Here is an 18094-nt window from a genome sequence, read left to right on the forward strand (position 1 = left end):
AGAGTTTACCGGGGTCGACCGACCCCTCCCGCGGTTTCGCAATAGACTCACACCATGACTGATCCAGACCGCGCGGCGGTTCGCCGCGACATCACCGCCGCTCTCGAAGCCGCGTTCGAACAACGCCATGCCGTCCTCGATGCGATCGTCGAAGCCGAAGACCGCCCGGCCGCGGTCGCGGCCATCGCCGAGCTCCTCTCGGTGCCCGCGATCGGCGCGGAAGCAGTTCTCGGCATGGCCTTCGACCGCCTGACCGTGTCGGCGCGGCGCGCCAATGCCGCCGAGCTCGAGGACCTCAACAGCCAACTGACCTTCACCCAGACCGATCGTCCGGCGTCGACAGCGGAGACGCTGCGCCTTCGCGCGTTCAACGAGAGCGACGCCGACTTGTTCGCCGCCCGGACCGCCGACGTGGGCGCGGCCGGCGACGGCAGCGGCACCCCGGCTGCCGACATCACCGAAGAGATCTCCTCCGCCAACAGCCGGATGCACAACGAGGAAGCCGTTTGGCTGGTCGCCATAGAGGGCGACTCGAAGGTCGGCATCGTCTTCGGTGAACTGTCCGGCGGCGAGGTCGACGTCCGGATCTGGATCGCACCCGAGCACCGCAAGCACGGATACGGCACCGCTGCGCTCCGCCGCTGCCGCTCCGAACTCGCCGCCTACTTCCCCGGTGTCCCGATGGTGGTCCGCGCCCCCAGTTCGTAGCCCGCAAATGCTCCACCTATAGGAAGACGCTCCACGTGTACGTGGAGCGTCTTCCTATAGGTGGAGCGTGTGTGGATTTGTGTCAGTGCCGGCGCGGAATTCCGAACTTCGCGACGATCTTGGTGATCCGGCCGGTCTCGTCGAACTCGAAACCCTCCGTCACCAGAGCCCTCAGACGCAGCGGCTTCGGATGGACGTCTACGTAGAACGTGGTGTGAACAACACGGCCAATCGGGGTCGAGCTCCGCTTCGCTTCGTCTCCGGCGAATTGCGTCGAGCTCCGCTTCGCTTCGTCTCCATCGAATTGCGTCGAGCTCCGCTTCGCTTCGTCTCCATCGGTGACAACTGCGGTGAAGTCACCGATGGTGTGGATCAGACGGAACTGCGGTCCACGGGCCAGACTGCGCCGCAAGTGGTTTCCGTTGCGTCCGGTCTTGACACCGAGCTCGATGCGAACACAGTCCGGATGAAACGGCACCCCCGACGGGTCATGGCTGACCAGGGCGTCGACATACGACTTCGCCGCTGCGATCAGCTCTCCATCGGTGGGTGCGGTGGTCATCGTGCCCCGTACACCGGCATCGGTGTGGGCGCTTCTTCGAGAATGTCCTTCAGGACCGGTCCCAGCTCGGCCGGATCCCATCGAGCACCCTTGTCGCGCTTGATGCTTCGCTGCCAGCCATCGCTGACCGAGATGGTTCCACCCTCTACCTCGAAGACCCGGCCGCTGACCTGTGCCGACTCCTCCGACCCGAGCCAGACCACCAACGGCGACACGTTGGCCGGGTCCATCGCGTCGAACGATCCGTCTTCGGGCGCCGCCATCTGCGCGGCCATGGCCTCGCCGGATGCGGTGGTCATCCGGGTCCGGGCCGACGGCGCAATGGCATTCACCGTGACACCGTAACCCTTCATCTCGGCAGCCGCCTGGATGGTGAGTTCCGCGATCGCAGCCTTGGCCGCGGAGTAGTTGCCTTGCCCGACAGACCCGTACAGTCCGGCGCCCGACGACGTGTTGATGACGCGGGCCGCCCGCGCCCGGTCCGCCTTCGATTCGGCCCGCCAGTAGGCAGCGGCATGGCGCAGCATCGCGAAATGTCCCTTGAGGTGCACCCGGATGACGTTGTCCCAGTCTTCTTCGCTCATCATCACGAGCATCTTGTCGCGCAGGAATCCGGCGTTGTTCACCAGGACGTCGAGTCCACCGAACTCGGAGATCGCGGTGTTCACGACATTCTGGGCTCCCGCCCAATCGGCGACGTCGTCACCGTTCACAACTGCCTGACCACCCGCGGCGACGATCTCGGCCACCACCTGTTCGGCGGGAGACTCCCCGGTGGCCGACCCGTCGAGGCCGGCGCCGATGTCGTTGACCACCACTTTTGCGCCCTCTCGGGCAAAGGCCAATGCATGCTCGCGGCCGATCCCCCGGCCCGCACCGGTCACGATGACAACGCGTCCGGCAACAATTCCACTCATCAGTTGGCTCCTCAGTCAGTTCAGGTAGTGATGTTCAGGTAGTGGTGGGGGTGACCGAGTTCGCGGCGGTGGCGGCGTCCAGGAACGCCAGCCTCTCACCACCGCCGTGCACGGTCAGCGTCGAACCGGTGACGTAGGACGCCAACGGGGACAACAGGAATGCGACTGCGTTGCCCACATCCTCGGGTGATGCCAGGCGGCCCATCGGAATGGTCTTGCCCACGGCATCCACCCCCGCCGCGTCTCCGTAATGCAATTCGGCCAACTCGGTACGCACCGCGCCCGCGACCACGGAATTGATCCGCACGATCGGCGCCCACTCAGCAGCCAGCGATCCCGTCAAAGAATCGAGTCCCGCCTTGGCCGCACCATAGGCCGCGGTTCCCGGCGACGGTCGATGGCCGCTCATGCTCGACACGTTCACGATCGATCCCCCGCCGGGCTGATCTCGCATCACCTTCTGCGCCGCCTGCGAAACCAGCAGTGGTGCAAGCATGTTCAGTTCGATGATCTTCGAGTGGTACCGCGGTGACACGTCGGCGGCGAGCGCAAAAGGCGCGCCACCCGCATTGTTCACCAGCCCGCCGAGGCTTCCGTGGCGCTCCACGATTCCGGTCACCATGGCAGCGACCGCGTCGGCGTCACGGATATCGCAGCCCACGAAGTCGACCCGCGGATCAGCCGCCTCTGCCGGTCGCCGCGCGCAGGCCACCACGGTGGCACCCATGTCAGCGAGGACCGCACTGATGCCGGCGCCGACCCCACGCACGCCACCGGTCACCAGTACCACCTGGCCTTGCAAGCCGAGGTCCATCCACGCTCCGTTCCGAGTCGGCAATTTGAGTGTTAAGGTACCAAGCAATTGCTTGGTTGGTCTACACCAGCACGGTACGCGAGGAGCATTGATGCCGATCACCACATCTACGGTCGAACCGGGAATCGTCACGGTCACCGTCGACTTTCCGCCGGTCAACGCCCTGCCGTCAGCGGCATGGTTTGAACTCGGGGACGCGATAATGGCCGCCGGAGAACACCACGACACCCACGTGGTGATCCTTCGAGCCGAAGGCCGGGGGTTCAACGCCGGCGTCGACATCAAGGAAATGCAGGCCACCGAAGGCTACGACGCCCTGATCGGGGCCAACCGCGGTTGCGCGGCCGCCTTCGCCGGGGTGTACGACTGCGCGGTCCCGGTGATCGTCGCGGTGAACGGATTCTGTGTGGGCGGCGGGATCGGCCTGGTTGGCAACGCCGACGTGATCGTGGCCTCCGACGATGCAGTCTTCGGGCTGCCCGAGGTCGACCGCGGTGCGCTCGGGGCCGCCACCCACCTGGCCCGACTCGTGCCCCAGCACACCATGCGCACGCTGTACTTCACCGCGCAGAACGTCACCGCGCAGCAGCTTCTGCACTTCGGATCGGTGCAGCGGGTGGTGCCGCGTGATCAGCTCGACGAGGCCGCGCTGGAGATCGCCCGCAAGATCTCGGCGAAGGACACCCGCGTGATCCGGGCCGCCAAGGAGGCCATCAACGGCATCGATCCGGTGGATGTGAAGACCTCCTACCGGCTCGAACAGGGTTACACCTTCGAACTGAATCTCGCCGGAGTCGCCGACGAACACCGCGACGCCTTCGTCGAGACCGGCCGACCCAAATCAGAGACGAACAACTCCACCACATCCACCAGTAAGGGGGCCTGATCACAGATGGCAACCGACAAGACCAGCAGCCTCGACCACATCATCGGCGAGGTCAGCAGCGGCATGACCATCGGGATCGGCGGCTGGGGTTCGCGGCGTAAGCCGATGGCCCTGGTGCGAGCCCTCGCCCGCTCCTCCGTCACAGATCTCACCGTCGTCACCTACGGCGGTCCTGACCTCGGATTACTCTGCGCCGCAGGCAAAGTCAGCAAGGCATACTACGGATTCGTATCCCTCGACTCCCCGCCGTTCTACGATCCCTGGTTTGCCAAGGCCCGTACCACCGGCGCGATCACCGTCCGAGAGATGGACGAGGGCATGGTCAAGTGCGGTCTCGAGGCGGCCGCTGCCCGACTGCCGTTCCTGCCGATCCGGGCCGGCCTCGGCTCCGACATCCCCAACTTCTGGGACGGCGAGCTGCGCACCGTCACCTCGCCCTACCCGGACGACGACGGTCGCCATCAGACGCTGATCGCCATGCCCGCACTGCAACTCGACGCGGCATTCGTTCACCTCGACATCGCCGACCGCCACGGTAACGCCGCATACACCGGTGTCGATCCCTACTTCGACGACCTCTACTGCGCGGCGGCCACCCGACGCTACCTGGAGACCGACCGCCTGGTCACCACGGAGGAACTGGTGGAAAAGGTTCCGGTACAACGCCTACTACTCAACCGCTTGAACGTCGACCGGGTGGTCCACACGCCGAACGGTGCACATTTCACGTTCGCCGGCGAGTACGGCCGCGACGAAGCCTTCCAGCAGTTCTACGCCGAGTCGGCGCGAACACCCGAAGCCTGGCAGTCGTTCTCCGACCGGTTCCTGACCGTGCCCGAAGGCGTGTACCAGACCGAGGTCGAGAAGTGGAACGCCGAACGAGAGGACGCACAGTGACAACAGGACACGCAGGGAGCACCCCCGACACCTCGGCAGATGTGACGCGCGCCGAGTACTGCGTGATCGCGTGCGCCGAGATATTCTCCGGCGCAGGCGAAACCATGGCTTCTCCGATGGCGACAACCCCGCTGATCGGTGCCCGGCTGGCCCGATTGACCACCGAGCCCGATCTGCTGATCACCGACGGCGAAGCGCTGATATTCGCCGACACCCCCGCCGTCGGACGGTCCGGCGCCATCGAAGGATGGATGCCGTTCCGCAAGGTCTTCGACGTCGTCGCCTCGGGCCGGCGCCATGTTGTGATGGGCGCCAACCAGATTGACCGGTACGGCAATCAGAACCTGTCCGCATTCGGCCCGCTGCAGCATCCGACACGGCAGATGTTCGGATCTCGAGGGGCCCCGGGCAACACGATCAACCACCCGACCAGCTACTGGGTGGCCAAACACTCCGCCCGGGTCTTCGGCGACGTCGACGTGGTCTCCGGGGTCGGCTACGACAAGATCGACCACAACAACCCGGCCTTCAAATACCTGAACATTCCTCGCGTGGTGACCAACCTCGGCGTCTTCGACTTCGAGGGCCCCGACCACACCATGCGCGCGGTCTCGCTGCACCGCGGCGTCGAGCCCGCCGAGGTTGCCGAGAACACCGGCTTCGAGGTGTTCGGCCTGGCCGACGCCGCGGTTACCCGTGATCCCTCTCCCGAGGAGTTGAGGCTGATCCGCGAGGTGATCGATCCGAAGGGATTGCGCGAGAAGGAAGTCCGGCCAGTGGAGACCGGAGACGCAGCGAAGCGGAGCTCGACCCAAGCGACAGCACGATGACAGCGCCGCTGGTGACGCGGTTCACCGAGCTGGTCGGCATCGACTATCCGATCGTGCAGACCGGGATGGGATGGGTATCGGGTCCCTCGTTGACGTCGGCCACGTCCAATGCCGGCGGACTCGGGATCCTGGCGTCGGCGACGATGACCTATTCCGAACTCGAAGCCGCCATCGCCAAGACGAAGTCGTTGACGACCAAGCCGTTCGGCGTCAACCTGCGGGCCGATGCAACCGACGCACCGGAGCGGATCGACCTGCTCATCCGCGAGAAGGTCAAGGTCGCCTCGTTTGCACTGGCACCCAAACCCGACCTGATCGCGAAGCTGAAAGACCATGGGATCGTGGTCATCCCGTCGATCGGTGCGGCCAAGCACGCGGTGAAGGTCGCGTCGTGGGGCGCCGATGCGGTGATCGTCCAGGGCGGTGAGGGCGGCGGGCACACCGGACCGGTGGCCACCACACTGCTGCTTCCGAGCGTCCTCGATGCGTTGGGGCCCGATGGGATCCCGGTGGTCGCCGCCGGTGGATTCTTCGACGGTCGTGGACTCGTCGCAGCGCTGTCGTACGGCGCCGAGGGCGTGGCGATGGGAACCCGCTTCCTGCTGACCTCCGACAGTGCCGTACCCGACGCCGTGAAGGCCCAGTATCTCGAGCGCGGTCTCGGTGACACCGTGGTCTCGACGAAGGTCGACGGCATGCCTCACCGGGTTCTGCGTACCGAACTGGTGGAGAAGCTCGAATCCGGGAACAGCGCAACCGCGCTGGCGGCTGCGGCCAAGAACGCCAACAAGTTCAAGCGGATGACCGGGATGAAATGGTCGACGATGCTCAAAGACGGTCGCACCATGCGCAAGTCGGGCGAACGCACGTGGCAACAGGTGATCATGGCCGGCAACACCCCGATGTTGTTGCGGGCCGGGCTTGTCGAGGGCAACACCGAAGCCGGTGTGCTGGCGTCGGGTCAGGTGGTCGGAATGATCAACGATCTCCCCAGTTGCGCCGAGCTCATCGAGCAGATCATGACCCAGGCGCGTGAGCGGCTGGACCAGCTCAGCAAGTTCTGACCCGATGATGGTGGGTTCGGGTGACGTCGACCTGCGGGTTTACTCGCCAAAAGCCACCATCATCGGTCGCTGGGCGGCCGGTTGCTGTGCCTTCGGCCCGCCAGCAAACGTGCGCGATAGGACGACACACTTGCCCAGACCTCCTGCTGCACCGCCAGCGTCATCCAGCCCGCGATGGCCATCCCGAACAGGTTGACCACCAGCTGAAGGCCGCTGCCGAGGATCTCGTCGCGGAGTCCGAAGGCCACGCCGAGCGCGACGTTTCCGGCCGCGGGAATGGTTGTCACCGAGATGAACACGCCTGACAGCCCGCCCAATCGGGCCGATGTCAAGGACAACACGCCCGCGACACCCGCGATCAAGGCGACGATGAATGACCACTTGTCCGGGGTGTAGATGAAGGATGTATCCGGCCTGGACTCGGTCACGTCCGCGGCAGTGACCCAGCCGAGCCAGCGCGCGATGAGAGTCGCGATCGTCGTGGCGACGATGGCGAGCACGAATCCACCGGCAAGTGTTGTCATTGCACGTCGCAGCAGAGTGAACCGCCGCCGGACCAGAGCGACTCCAAGCGCTGCCACGGCCCCGAACTCGGGCCCGAGAACCATCGCGCCGATGAGCAGGATGCTCGAATCGATGACGATGGCAATGGCCACCAACACGGTCGCCAGAACCATGAAACTGCTGAAGATCCAGTTGAACTCGGAATCCTCGTAGGCCTGCTGAGTCACTTCTGCCCACACCACGGCGTCGGCGCTCGCCCCGGGTGTGACCCGGTCTGCTTCCAGTCCGCTCTCGGATATCCAGGTACGAACGGTAGCCAGATGGATGCTGCCGAAGCGATGGATACCCATCTCACGCAGCACATCGACAACCTCGTTGGCGCCCTCGCGTGCGATGTCGGCCTCGATCACATCGCCGTCGGGCTTCACCGACGCGCCACGATAAAGGGTCACGTTGCTGACCGCGGAGTCCTCGCACAGCAGCTCGACGATGCGATCGGAGTGTTCGCCGGGGGCGATGATCCGCATCTGCAGCATCCCGTCAGCTTGCCATGTCCGGCGCCGCCGAAACCGTTACGCGATCAGCGTGGCACGATTCCGTCGAGCACCACGCTCAGATACTGATCGGCAACCTGGCGGGCTGTCCGCTCGCCACCTGGCCGGTACCAGCGCACCGCAACCCAGACCGTGTCGCGCATGAATCGGTACACCAATTCGGTGTCGAGGTCGGGGCGGAAGCTTCCGTCTGCCACGCCTGTGGTCAGGACATCGCTCCACAGGGCGCGGAACTCGAGGTTGCGGTCCTGGATGTACGAGAACCGCTTCTGACTCGCGAGGCGCTTGGCCTCGTCCTGGTAGATGGCGACGGCCGAATGGTCGCGGTCGATACTCTCGAACGACGCGATCACCAAGGCGGTGAAGGTCTCCCGTGCCGGCAGGCCGGCGGCGACCACCTCGTGATACGTCTCGAAGAGCGAATCGAGGAACGACCTCAAGATCTCGTCGACCATCGACTCCTTGGAGTCGAAATGGTGATAGAGGCTTCCCGACAGAATGCCGGCCGAATCGGCGATGTCGCGAACGGTGGTGGTGCGTAGTCCACGTTCGGCGAACAGACCGCTCGCGACCGCCAGCAGTTCGTCACGTCGTGACGTGCGACCATTGACCTGGTCAGTGTGCGCGGCTCCCTGTTTCTTGGACGGGGACGCGCTGGGCTTTCTTGTTCCGCGGCTCTCCGCCACCTGCAACCACCTCCTTGACTAGCCTAGCAAGCGCTTGGTTGCTAGGCCGTCTCCGTGAGGGAGTTCGGCAGGTGGCGGATCGACCACTGAAACTCTGCGAACTACTACTTCCGACGGTTCTTCTTGGTGGACCGCTTCGTGAGGAAGCTCCAGAACTTGAGCTGGAAGTTGGTCGTCTTCACATCACGCGGTGTGAACGGTGCGGACATCATCTCCGACACCGCAACCTTCATCGACGAGAACGCCACCGCCCGCGTGTGCGAGAACGTGTCGAAGCCGGTCTTGCCGTGGTATCCACCCATGCCGCTGCGGCCGATGCCGCCGAACGGGAGGTCCGGCCCAAACATGTTGAGGGCGAAGTCATTACCGTTGATCGAACCCGACCGGGTCGAGTCGGCGAGCTGGTAGAACCGGTCGTTGCGGTCACCGTGCCAGTACATCGTCAACGGATGCGGATGGCTGGTGATGTGGGTGATCGCCTCGTCGAGCTCGCGGTACGGGTAGACGGTCAGCACGGGGCCGAAGACCTCGTCCTCTTCGATCTTCATTCCGGCCTTGACCCCGGTGAGCAGGGTCGGCGGGATCTTGCGGGTGCCGGCATCGGGCAGCTTCTCCCCGGCGGGGATCACCTGATGTTTGGTGGCGCCGAGGGACTCGGCGTCGTCGATGAGGCCGACGATGCGGTTGAAGTTCTTCTCGTTGATCGTCGACGTGTAGTGCGGATTGTCTTTGATCGTCGGCAGATTCGTGCGCCAGCGGGCCAGCACCCGATCCGTGAACTCACCGAGCTTGGCCTCCGGCACCCACACGTAGTCGGGGCACAGGCAGACCTGACCACCGTTGACCAGTCGGGCATCCGCGATTCGGGTGGCGGCCTTTGCGATGTCGGCATCGGCGTCGACGACAACCGGGTTCTTGCCACCGAGTTCCAGGCTGACCGGCACCAGATTCTTGCCCGCCTCGGCGGCCACCGAAGCGCCCACCTCGGGTGAGCCGGTGAAGAACATGTGGTCGACCTCGAGCTTGGCGAAGTCCGATCCACCTCCGTGGGCACTGGTCAGCACGGCCAGCTCTTCGAGGTCGAAGTAGCGGGGCGCGTACTTGGCGAGCACCGCGGTGGTCTTCGCGGTGACCGACGAGGGACGGATCAGCACGCGGTTGCCGGCGGCGAACGCCGACCCGGCGGGAACGATCGTCAGGTTCAGCGGGAAGTTCCACGGACCCATGATGCCGATGACGCCCTTGGGGTCGTGGCGGAGTTCCTGACGAAGACCCGCGCGGGCGAGCCACTTGCCCGGCGTCGACGTCTTCATCCAGCTTGTCAGGTGCTTCTTCTGGTGGGCCAGATCAACCATGCAGCCGGCGACGTCCGCAGCCATCGACAGCTCCCGGGGACGAGTACCGAAGTCTTCGTTCAGAGCTTCGGCGAGCTCCTCGGCGTGGTTGAGGAGCAACGACTGCAGGCGGTTGATCCGGTCGATACGGGTCTGGGCATCCGGGATCCCGTCGCGCAGGAATGCCGCGCGCTGCAGTTCTAGCAACGCCTGCAAAGACAGCGTGTCCGCCGACTTCTCCGTTCGGACCTGCCGCTTTGCCACATCTGCCGGTTTTGTCATTGCGCGAACCTCCACAAGCCGTTGGTTAGTTGCGAGACATTGGAACGAAAGTCCAAGTCTGTTGCAATCAAGTATGCGCCACCTCACACTCGGCGCGCCACCGCCTCGCGTGGTGGGCACCGCCGCGGGGCACGCGCCGCAGGTCAGAGGGCATCGCGCATGGACTGCAGGTGCGCCCGACTCAAGGCCTGGGCCGCCTCCCCGTCACGTCGGACGATGGCGTCGAGGACATCGGCATGGACATCTTGATCGGCATCACTACCGAACTCTCCCCGGATTCGCAGCATGTCGATCATCGCCGCGCGCAGGCGCGGAACGAACTCGTCGAACAGACCCAGCAAGATCTCGTTATGTGACGCCTCGACGATGCACCGATGGAACACCATGTCCGCATCGACATGCGCTTCCAGACCGGAGCGGTGCTCGTCGCGTGACTTGAGCGCTCGCCGCATGGCTCTGATCTCCGTGGGGGTGCGCCGCTCGGCCGCCAGCGCGGCGCCCTCCCCCTCGATGGCGCACCGGGCCTCGATGACCGCATTGATGTCCGCCCGCCTCAACACCAGATCCCAATCGTCGGCGACGTCGAGGGCTGTCACGAACACGCCCGAGCCCTGCCTGGACTGGAGCACCCCGCGGCCCGCGAGATCCCGAATCGCCTCACGAACCGTGGATCGCCCCACGCCGAGTTGCAGGGCGAGTGTGGTCTCGCCGGGCAGCTTCGCACCCAAAACCCATTCCTCCGAACGGATTCGGCCCAGTAAGAGTCCAGCCGCCTGCTCGGCCAGCGATTCTCGTCGGATCTGCGCCACACCTAAACCTGTCTACTTGTCTGAGGAGTTGTGTACAGTCTAGCCCATGTTCGAGCGCAGACCTCTCCTCCTTCTCCGCCACGACGGGCCCACTCCTACCGGCCGCCTGTCGTGGGGATCGTCGTGCCGGTCCTAGACCATCGATCTCTCGAATCGGAGAACTCGCAGTATGCCCACCCCACGCACCACCATCGCCACACAGCCCAATCCAAACCCGGCCGACACCCCGGTCTGGAACCGACAGCGTCCGTCACAGATGCCCTCGCACCGCTACCGAGAGGTCTTTGACCGCGTGGAGGTTCCGTTGACCGAACGCGAGTGGCCGACACGTCGACTGACACAGGCTCCGCTATGGGTACCCGTCGACCTCCGCGACGGCAATCAGGCACTGGCCGAGCCCATGGACCCTATCCGTAAGCGCCGGTTCTTCGAGCTCATGGTCGCCATGGGCTACAAGGAGATCGAGGTCGGGTATCCCTCGGCCTCTCAGACCGACTATGACTTCGTGCGGCTGCTCGCCGAAGGCGCACTCGCACCGCAAGACCTCACCATCGTGGTGTTCACCCCGGCCAGACGGGAACTCATCGAGCGCACGGTCGAAGCGATCCGCGACATCCCCAACCCGGTGGTGATCCACATGTACACCGCAACAGCTCCCATCTGGCGGGACGTCGTACTCGGTCACGATCGCGCAGTTCTGAAAGAACTGATCCTCACCGGCGGTCGCGACATCCTCGAGTTCACCGAGGATCTGCCGAACGTGCGGTTCGAGTTCTCACCCGAGGTCTTCAACCTGACCGAACCCGGCTACGCCCTCGAAGTGTGCAATGCGATGACCGAACTGTGGGACGCACGGCCATCCCGCCCGGTGATCATCAACCTGCCGGCCACCGTCGAGGTCGCGACCCCCAATGTCTATGCCGACCAGATCGAATACATGCACAGGAATCTCGAGCGCCGCGACAGTGTGATCCTGTCGATCCACCCCCACAACGACCGCGGCACGGGCGTGGCCTGCGCCGAACTCGCGGTTCTGGCCGGCGCCGAGCGTGTTGAAGGCTGCATCTTCGGCAACGGTGAACGGACGGGAAATGTCGACATCGCCACCCTCGCGTTGAATCTGCATGCGCAGGGCATCGATCCGATGGTCGATTTTTCCGACATCGACGAGATCCGGCGCACGGTCGAGTACTGCAATCGCCTCGAGGTGCACCCCCGGCATCCATATGTCGGAGATCTTGTCCACACCGCGTTCAGCGGCACCCATCAGGACGCGATCAAGAAGGGGCTCGCCGAACATCGGGAACGCGCCGATGCCGATGTCCGAAATCCGGCCGAGATTCCTTGGCGGGTACCGTATCTGCCGATCGACCCCACCGATATCGGACGCACCTACGACGCCGTCATCCGCGTCAATTCACAATCAGGCAAGGGCGGCATCGCATATCTGCTCCAGTCTCGATACGGCATCGTCATGCCCCGACGTCTGCAGATCGATTTCGCCCGGCACGTACAGAAACACACCGACACGACGGGAACCGAGATCGATGCCGACGACCTGTGGAAAGTGTTCCAGAGTACCTATCTCAGACCGCACCACGACGATTCGGTCGTTTCGCTCGTCTCCTACCAGGCCGACGAGATCGCGGGGCGTACTCACACACGTCTGGGCCTGCGGGTCGGTGGCGTCGACCACACGACTGCTCACGATGACATCGGCCCGGTCGAAGCTCTCACGAAAGCACTGGAGCAGCACGGACTACACGTCGATATCGCCGATATGCACCAGACCAGCGTCGGAGTCGGAAACGACAGTGATGCTCTGACGTTCGTCGAATGTCGCATCGGCACAGCACATTCACAGTGGTTCGCCGGTCGGGACCAATCGGCTCTCGGCGCCACGTTGAGCGCAGTTGTCGCTGCCGCTGCTGCTGCCGCCTGACCGACCAGAACTCGCGCCACCCAGCGGCAGTCGCAGCTGGGTGGCGCAGGACAAAGGGGAGGCCAAGCCGAGCCGAACTAGAGCCGTTCGATGATCGTGACGTTGGCGGTGCCGCCGCCCTCACACATCGTCTGGAGGCCGTAGCGGCCGCCGGTGCGTTCGAGTTCGTGGAGGAGGGTCGCGAAGAGTTTGGCCCCGGTGGCGCCGAGTGGGTGTCCGAGCGCGATGCCGCCACCGTTGCGGTTGACCTTGGCCGGGTCGGCGCCGGTCTCCTTCAGCCAGGCCAGGACCACCGGCGCGAAGGCCTCGTTGATCTCGACGACATCGATGTCATCGATGCTCAGGCCGGTCTTGGCGAGGGCGTATTTGGTGGCGGGGATGGGCGCGGACAGCATCATCACCGGGTCGTCACCGCGGACCGAGATGTGGTGGATCCGCGCACGAGGGGTGAGGCCGTAGTCCTTGAGCGCTGATTCCGAGACGACCAGGGATGCGGACGCACCGTCGCAGATCTGGGACGCGACCGCAGCGGTCAGCGACGACCCCTCGGCCAGTACCTTGAGACCGGCCATCTTCTCCAGAGAGGTCTCGCGCGGGCATTCGTCCACCACGCAATCGCCCAGGGCCACGGTCTCGGCGGTGAACCGGCCTTCCTTGATCGCCGCCAGTGCCCGCTGATGCGACTGCAGAGCCCACTGCTCCATGTCTTCGCGGCTGATGTCCCATTTCTTGGCCATCATGTCGGCGCCGACGAACTGGGAGATCTCGGCATTGCCGAACCTCTCCTCCCATCCGATCGATCCGGCGAACGGGCCGGCGAATCCATATTCGACGCCGGCGAGCATGGCCGCCGAGATCGGGATGGCACTCATGTTCTGAACGCCGCCGGCGACCACCACGTCCTGGGTTCCGCTCATCACTGCCTGTGCTGCGAAATGAATTGCCTGCTGGGATGATCCGCACTGTCGATCGACCGTGGTGCCCGGGATGTCGAGGGGCAGACCCGCGGCGAGCCACGCAGTCCGTGCGATGTTGCCGGCCTGCGGACCCACGGTGTCGACGCAGCCGAAGATCACGTCGTCGACCACGTTCGGGTCGATGCCGTTGCGCTCGATGACGGCCTTGATGACATGGGCGCCCATGTCGGCCGGGTGCGCTTTGGCCAGCGATCCGTTGCGTTTGCCGACGGGGGTGCGCAGGGCATCGACGATGTAGGCCTGGGGTGAAGACATGTTGTGCTCCTCGGATATTGGGTGTCAGGCGCGTTGGCTCGAGATCGAGACGACTTCGCCGGTCAGGTAGGTGGTGTAGTCGCTGGCAAGCATGGCGATGGTGGCGGCGATTTCCCAGACCTCCGCGGCCCGGCCGTATGCCTCGCGAGATGCCAGATCCTCCAACAACTCTTCGCTGGTGACCTTGGCCAGGAACGGATGCCTCGCGATGGACGGGGCCACCGCGTTGATCCGGACCCCGTATTCAGCGGCCTCGATCGCCGCGCATCGCGTCAAGGCCATGACACCGGCTTTGGCTGCGGCGTAATGGGATTGACTGTGCTGCGCGCGCCAGCCCAGCACCGAGGCGTTGTTGACGACGACGCCGCCGTGTGGTGCGTCCCGGAAATACCGCAGGGCAGCGCGCGTCGCCCGGAAGGTGCCGCCCAGAGTGATGTCGATGACACGGTCCCATTCGTCGTCGTCCATGTCGACCAGGGGTGTCTCACCACCGAGTCCGGCGTTGTTGACCAGGATGTCGATCCGGCCCAGTTCTCCTGCCGCAGCATCGATCAGCGCGTTCACCGCCGATGTCTCCTGGACGTTGCAGACCACCTGTGCCACGGTCTGGTCACCGAACTCGGCACGCAACTTGTCCGCCGTCTCGCCCAGCCGGCGTTCGTGCCAGTCGCTGACGACGACGTCGGCGCCCTCGAGCAACGCGCGACGGGCGGTGGCGAACCCGATTCCGGTTCCCGCCGCCGCTGTGACAACAACTTTGCGGCCGGCGAGCAGACCGTGGCCGGGAATCTCCTCCGGCACTGCGGACAGGGGGCTGGGACGCCTCTCGGAGTCGGGGCGATGTTCAACTGTCACGATCGAGCCTCTCGAGGTAGTCCGAGCACACGCTCGGCAATGATGTTGCGCTGCACTTCATTCGACCCGCCGTAGATCGTGTCCGCGCGGGTGAACAGATACAGGCGCTGCCACCGGTCGAGTTCGACATTCCCGGGATCGAAGATGTTGTTCGCCGCACCCTCGCTGGTCGCGTCGGGAGCGATCAGCGACGGCGCTCCCTGTACCGCGACGGCGAGCTCACCGAGCCCGCGATGCCAGTTGGCCCACAACAGTTTTGCCACCGACGCCTCGCCGCCCGATCCACCGGTGTCGACCGTGGCGAGTGTGCGTTGCACATGGGCCCGCATCACGCGGAGTTCGAGCCAGGCACGCGCGATCCGCTCGCGGATCACCGGATCTTCGGCTGCGCCGTTCTCCTTGGCCATCTCGACGATCTCGCCCAGCTCGCGGGAGAACCCCACCTGCTGACCCAGCGTGGAAACGCCGCGTTCGAACTGGAGCAGTCCCATCGCGACCTTCCAGCCGTCGCCCGGCTGCCCGACGACAAGACCGGCGTCGGTGGTGGCGTTGTCGAAGAACACCTCGTTGAACTCCGAGGTTCCGGTGAGCTGCTGGATGGGACGCACCGTCACACCGGGCTGGTCGAGTGGGACCAGCAAGAAGCTCAGTCCGCTATGACGAATCGAACCGGGTTCGCTGCGGCACAACACAAACGCCCACTGGGCGACGTGGGCGAGCGACGTCCAGATCTTCTGACCGTTGATCACCCACTTGCCATCCTCCAGGCGGGCTGTGGTCGAGATGTTGGCCAGGTCGGACCCCGCCCCGGGCTCGGAATAGCCCTGCGCCCAGAGTTCGTCAACCGTGGTGATCGGCGGCAGGAACCGTTCCTTCTGCTCCTGGGTTCCGAACTCGATCAGCGTCGGCCCGAGGAGTTCCTCGCCGACGTGACTGACCCGTGCCGGAGCGCCGGATCGCGCGTATTCCTGATGGAACAGGATCCGCTGCTCGATGGTGGCCCCCCGTCCACCGAACTCGGCCGGCCAGCCCAGACAAGTCCACCCCGCCTTGGCGAGCAGCCGATCCCAGGCCAGCCGGGGGCCGAAGAATTCATGTTCGCTGCCGGGCCCACCCCGCGACTTCAGATGCTCGAACTCACCGGCCAGGTGTTCATCGAGCCAGGCCCTCACAGCGGCCGAGAACTCGGTCGCCGTTCCGTCCCATCGTCCCAGGTCCACGCCTCGGTCAGCGAGATTGATCGCCGTCATGCGACCAGACTAGCCGACCAAGCACTTGCTTGGGCACGGCACCCAAGCAAGTGCTAGGTTTTTGGCGACAAAGCCTGCTGCCGCGGCACAGGTATTAGCCTTTTGAGCAGGTGAGACCAGGAGGAATCGTGTCCGTGACGCCGGAACAGTCAGCAGGCCCGGAAGAGTCAGCGAGCGCCGAGTTCGACGAAGTGACCACCACACCCCAGGCATTGATCCGCGCCGCACGACTGTGGCCCGATCAGCCCGCGATCATCGACGACCAGTGGGGCGAAACCGTCACCCTCACCTGGTCCGACCTGTTGAACGCGGTCCGGGATGCGGCGACGGTCCTCATCGAGCAGGGCGTCGATTCCGGAGATCGGGTGGCGATCTGGGCCCCGAACAGCTACCACTGGCCGATCGCCGCACTCGGTGTCCACTTCGCCGGCGCCACTCTGGTTCCACTCAACACCCGCTACACCGCGGCCGAAGCCCTCGAGATCATCCAGCGAACCCGGGCCACCGCATTGGTCATCGCCGGGACGTTCCTGGGCACCGACCGCCTCGGTGAGCTCACCACACAGGCAGGGGGCGACCTCACCGCCGCCACGGACCTCCTCGCCGCGCTCCGGATCCGGCTGGGTCCCGACGACTCACGCACCGCGGGCAGTCTCGACTGGGACGATGCCCTCGACTCGGCAACCGGACTCGATCACGGCGAGGCGGATCGGCGCGCGGCCGCGGTCGGCCCGACGGACATCTCCGACATCCTGTTCACCTCTGGCACCACCGGGAAGTCGAAGGGCGCGCTCGCCGAGCATCAGCAGACCATCGCCGGCGCCGCGGCCTGGGCCGGGAACGGCGGGCTCGGCCCCGACGACACCTACGTCATGGTCAATCCCTACTTCCACACGTTCGGATATAAGGCCGGGATCCTTGTCTGCATGCTCACCGGGGCCACCATGGTGCCGCTGGCGGTGTACTCGCCCGACAGAGCCATGCAGCTCGTCGCGAACAGCCGCGCCACGGTCTTCCCCGGTGCCCCCACGATCTTTCAGACCCTCCTGGACGCACCCCGCCGCGTCGAGTTCGATCTGTCATCGCTGCGACTGGCCGTGACCGGCGCCGCGATCGTCCCTGTCGTCCTGGTCGAACGCATGCAACACGATTTGGGCATCGACACGGTCATCACCGCCTACGGCCTCACCGAGACGAGCGGGTTCGTCACCACGTGCACTCCGGAGGACGACGACGTCACCGTTGCGAACACCTGCGGGCGGCCATTCCGGGGGATGGAGATCCGGTTGTCCGACGAGGGCGAGGTTCTGGCCAGGGGAAAGATGGTCATGGCCGGCTACCTCGACGACCCGGCGGCCACCGCGGAGGCGATCGACGCCGACGGCTGGCTCCACACCGGCGACATCGGGACCATCGACGCGGCCGGCAACCTCACCATCACCGATCGCTTGAAAGACATGTACATCTGCGGCGGATTCAACGTCTATCCCGCCGAGGTCGAACAAGTGCTGTCCCGCATCGACGGCGTGACCGAAGCCGCGGTGATCGGTGTTTCCGACGAGCGACTCGGAGAGGTCGGCCGCGCTTATCTGACAATCGCTCCGGGGGCCGAAATCGATGAATCCTCAGTTCTGGCACACGCCCGCGTGAACCTGGCGAACTTCAAGATCCCGCGCTCTGTGGTGTTCATCAAAGAGTTCCCCCGCAATGCAGCCGGGAAGATCCTCAAGCGCGAACTCGGTTGACAATGGTCGCCCACGCGATGATTCTCGAACCCTGGTTCAACTGCCCGCTTCACACAATTAATCGCCTCGCTTCAATTAATGGGTGCCAACGCTAAGAATATTGTTACTAGAGTGCAAAAGTGATCGCGAAGATCATTTCTTCCCTATGTATTTACCTTGAAATCCCCAGAACAATTCTTCAGCGGAACCAGGCAAACAAAAAGGCGGGCCGTCCGGATAGCCG

At 64.8% G+C, this 18094-nt stretch carries 16 protein-coding genes and 1 pseudogene; 7 read left to right on the forward strand and 10 right to left on the reverse strand.

The annotated features are described in order from the left end of the window. The first annotated feature begins 54 nt into the window (after positions 1 to 54). Positions 55 to 708, forward strand: a complete 654-nt coding sequence (locus VIQ49_RS16470; protein ID WP_331886505.1) for a GNAT family N-acetyltransferase — start codon at positions 55 to 57, stop codon at positions 706 to 708. Between the two features lie 337 nt (positions 709 to 1045). On the opposite strand, the pseudogene VIQ49_RS16475 reads toward VIQ49_RS16470, so the two are convergent. The 3 genes and pseudogenes from VIQ49_RS16475 to VIQ49_RS16485 all read right to left on the reverse strand — a co-directional run. Continuing rightward, positions 1046 to 1270, reverse strand: a pseudogene (locus VIQ49_RS16475) (hypothetical protein); the annotation flags it as partial. Then, positions 1267 to 2187 carry an SDR family oxidoreductase gene (locus VIQ49_RS16480; RefSeq protein ID WP_331886507.1) on the reverse strand — a complete coding sequence of 307 codons (921 nt, stop codon included), beginning with the start codon at positions 2185 to 2187 and terminating at the stop codon, positions 1267 to 1269. The gene VIQ49_RS16480 and the pseudogene VIQ49_RS16475, both read right to left, overlap by 4 nt. A gap of 34 nt (positions 2188 to 2221) precedes the next feature. After that, complete coding sequence (locus VIQ49_RS16485) at positions 2222 to 3001, reverse strand: SDR family oxidoreductase (RefSeq protein ID WP_331886509.1); 780 nt, start codon at positions 2999 to 3001, stop codon at positions 2222 to 2224. Between the two features lie 91 nt (positions 3002 to 3092). Between VIQ49_RS16485 and echA20 the strand changes: the two genes are divergently transcribed. The 4 genes from echA20 to VIQ49_RS16505 are packed head-to-tail and all read left to right on the forward strand — an operon-like array spanning position 3093 to position 6678. Beyond that, a complete protein-coding gene (gene echA20 / locus VIQ49_RS16490; protein WP_331886511.1) occupies positions 3093 to 3887 on the forward strand; it encodes a (7aS)-7a-methyl-1,5-dioxo-2,3,5,6,7,7a-hexahydro-1H-indene-carboxyl-CoA hydrolase in 795 nt (264 codons plus the stop codon). Between the two features lie 6 nt (positions 3888 to 3893). Beyond that, the gene (locus VIQ49_RS16495; protein ID WP_331886513.1) at positions 3894 to 4784 is read left to right on the forward strand and encodes a CoA transferase subunit A; all 891 of its coding nucleotides are present in this window, start codon (positions 3894 to 3896) and stop codon (positions 4782 to 4784) included. After that, positions 4781 to 5614: a CoA-transferase gene (locus VIQ49_RS16500; RefSeq protein WP_331886515.1), complete on the forward strand. Its 834-nt coding sequence runs from the start codon at positions 4781 to 4783 to the stop codon at positions 5612 to 5614. Before VIQ49_RS16495 ends, VIQ49_RS16500 begins: the two co-directional genes overlap by 4 nt. Beyond that, the gene (locus tag VIQ49_RS16505) at positions 5611 to 6678 is read left to right on the forward strand and encodes an NAD(P)H-dependent flavin oxidoreductase (protein ID WP_331886517.1); all 1068 of its coding nucleotides are present in this window, start codon (positions 5611 to 5613) and stop codon (positions 6676 to 6678) included. The genes VIQ49_RS16500 and VIQ49_RS16505 overlap by 4 nt, the downstream gene beginning before the upstream one ends. A gap of 59 nt (positions 6679 to 6737) precedes the next feature. Here VIQ49_RS16505 and VIQ49_RS16510 read toward each other — a convergent pair whose 3' ends face one another. The 4 genes from VIQ49_RS16510 to VIQ49_RS16525 form a co-directional block, all read right to left on the reverse strand. Then, complete coding sequence (locus VIQ49_RS16510; protein WP_331886519.1) at positions 6738 to 7718, reverse strand: DUF389 domain-containing protein; 981 nt, start codon at positions 7716 to 7718, stop codon at positions 6738 to 6740. A gap of 44 nt (positions 7719 to 7762) precedes the next feature. Continuing rightward, positions 7763 to 8317 (reverse strand): TetR/AcrR family transcriptional regulator, encoded by a 555-nt coding sequence (locus VIQ49_RS16515; RefSeq protein WP_331886536.1) that lies wholly within the window; start codon positions 8315 to 8317, stop codon positions 7763 to 7765. Positions 8318 to 8526: 209 nt separating this feature from the next. After that, the gene (locus VIQ49_RS16520; protein WP_331886521.1) at positions 8527 to 10038 is read right to left on the reverse strand and encodes an aldehyde dehydrogenase family protein; all 1512 of its coding nucleotides are present in this window, start codon (positions 10036 to 10038) and stop codon (positions 8527 to 8529) included. A gap of 143 nt (positions 10039 to 10181) precedes the next feature. Next, complete coding sequence (locus VIQ49_RS16525; RefSeq protein ID WP_331886523.1) at positions 10182 to 10847, reverse strand: FadR/GntR family transcriptional regulator; 666 nt, start codon at positions 10845 to 10847, stop codon at positions 10182 to 10184. Between the two features lie 169 nt (positions 10848 to 11016). Between VIQ49_RS16525 and VIQ49_RS16530 the strand changes: the two genes are divergently transcribed. Beyond that, positions 11017 to 12789, forward strand: coding sequence for a 2-isopropylmalate synthase (locus tag VIQ49_RS16530; protein ID WP_414731647.1), 1773 nt, complete (start codon positions 11017 to 11019; stop codon positions 12787 to 12789). A 77-nt stretch (positions 12790 to 12866) separates the two neighbouring features. On the opposite strand, the gene VIQ49_RS16535 is transcribed toward VIQ49_RS16530, so the two are convergent. From VIQ49_RS16535 to VIQ49_RS16545, 3 genes are read right to left on the reverse strand one after another with little or no spacing between them, the layout of a single operon-like run. Further along, the gene (locus tag VIQ49_RS16535; RefSeq protein WP_331886525.1) at positions 12867 to 14021 is read right to left on the reverse strand and encodes an acetyl-CoA C-acetyltransferase; all 1155 of its coding nucleotides are present in this window, start codon (positions 14019 to 14021) and stop codon (positions 12867 to 12869) included. Positions 14022 to 14045: 24 nt separating this feature from the next. After that, on the reverse strand, positions 14046 to 14876 hold the full coding sequence (locus VIQ49_RS16540) for an SDR family oxidoreductase (protein ID WP_331886527.1): 831 nt from the start codon (positions 14874 to 14876) through the stop codon (positions 14046 to 14048). Next, positions 14873 to 16126 (reverse strand): acyl-CoA dehydrogenase family protein, encoded by a 1254-nt coding sequence (locus tag VIQ49_RS16545; protein ID WP_331886529.1) that lies wholly within the window; start codon positions 16124 to 16126, stop codon positions 14873 to 14875. Before VIQ49_RS16545 ends, VIQ49_RS16540 begins: the two co-directional genes overlap by 4 nt. A 191-nt stretch (positions 16127 to 16317) precedes the next feature. On the opposite strand from VIQ49_RS16545, the gene VIQ49_RS16550 reads away from it, so the two are divergent. Continuing rightward, positions 16318 to 17871, forward strand: coding sequence for a FadD3 family acyl-CoA ligase (locus VIQ49_RS16550; RefSeq protein ID WP_331886540.1), 1554 nt, complete (start codon positions 16318 to 16320; stop codon positions 17869 to 17871). Positions 17872 to 18094 lie beyond the last annotated feature (223 nt).

Source organism: Williamsia sp. (assembly GCF_036566845.1).
Lineage (GTDB): Bacteria > Actinomycetota > Actinomycetes > Mycobacteriales > Mycobacteriaceae > Williamsia.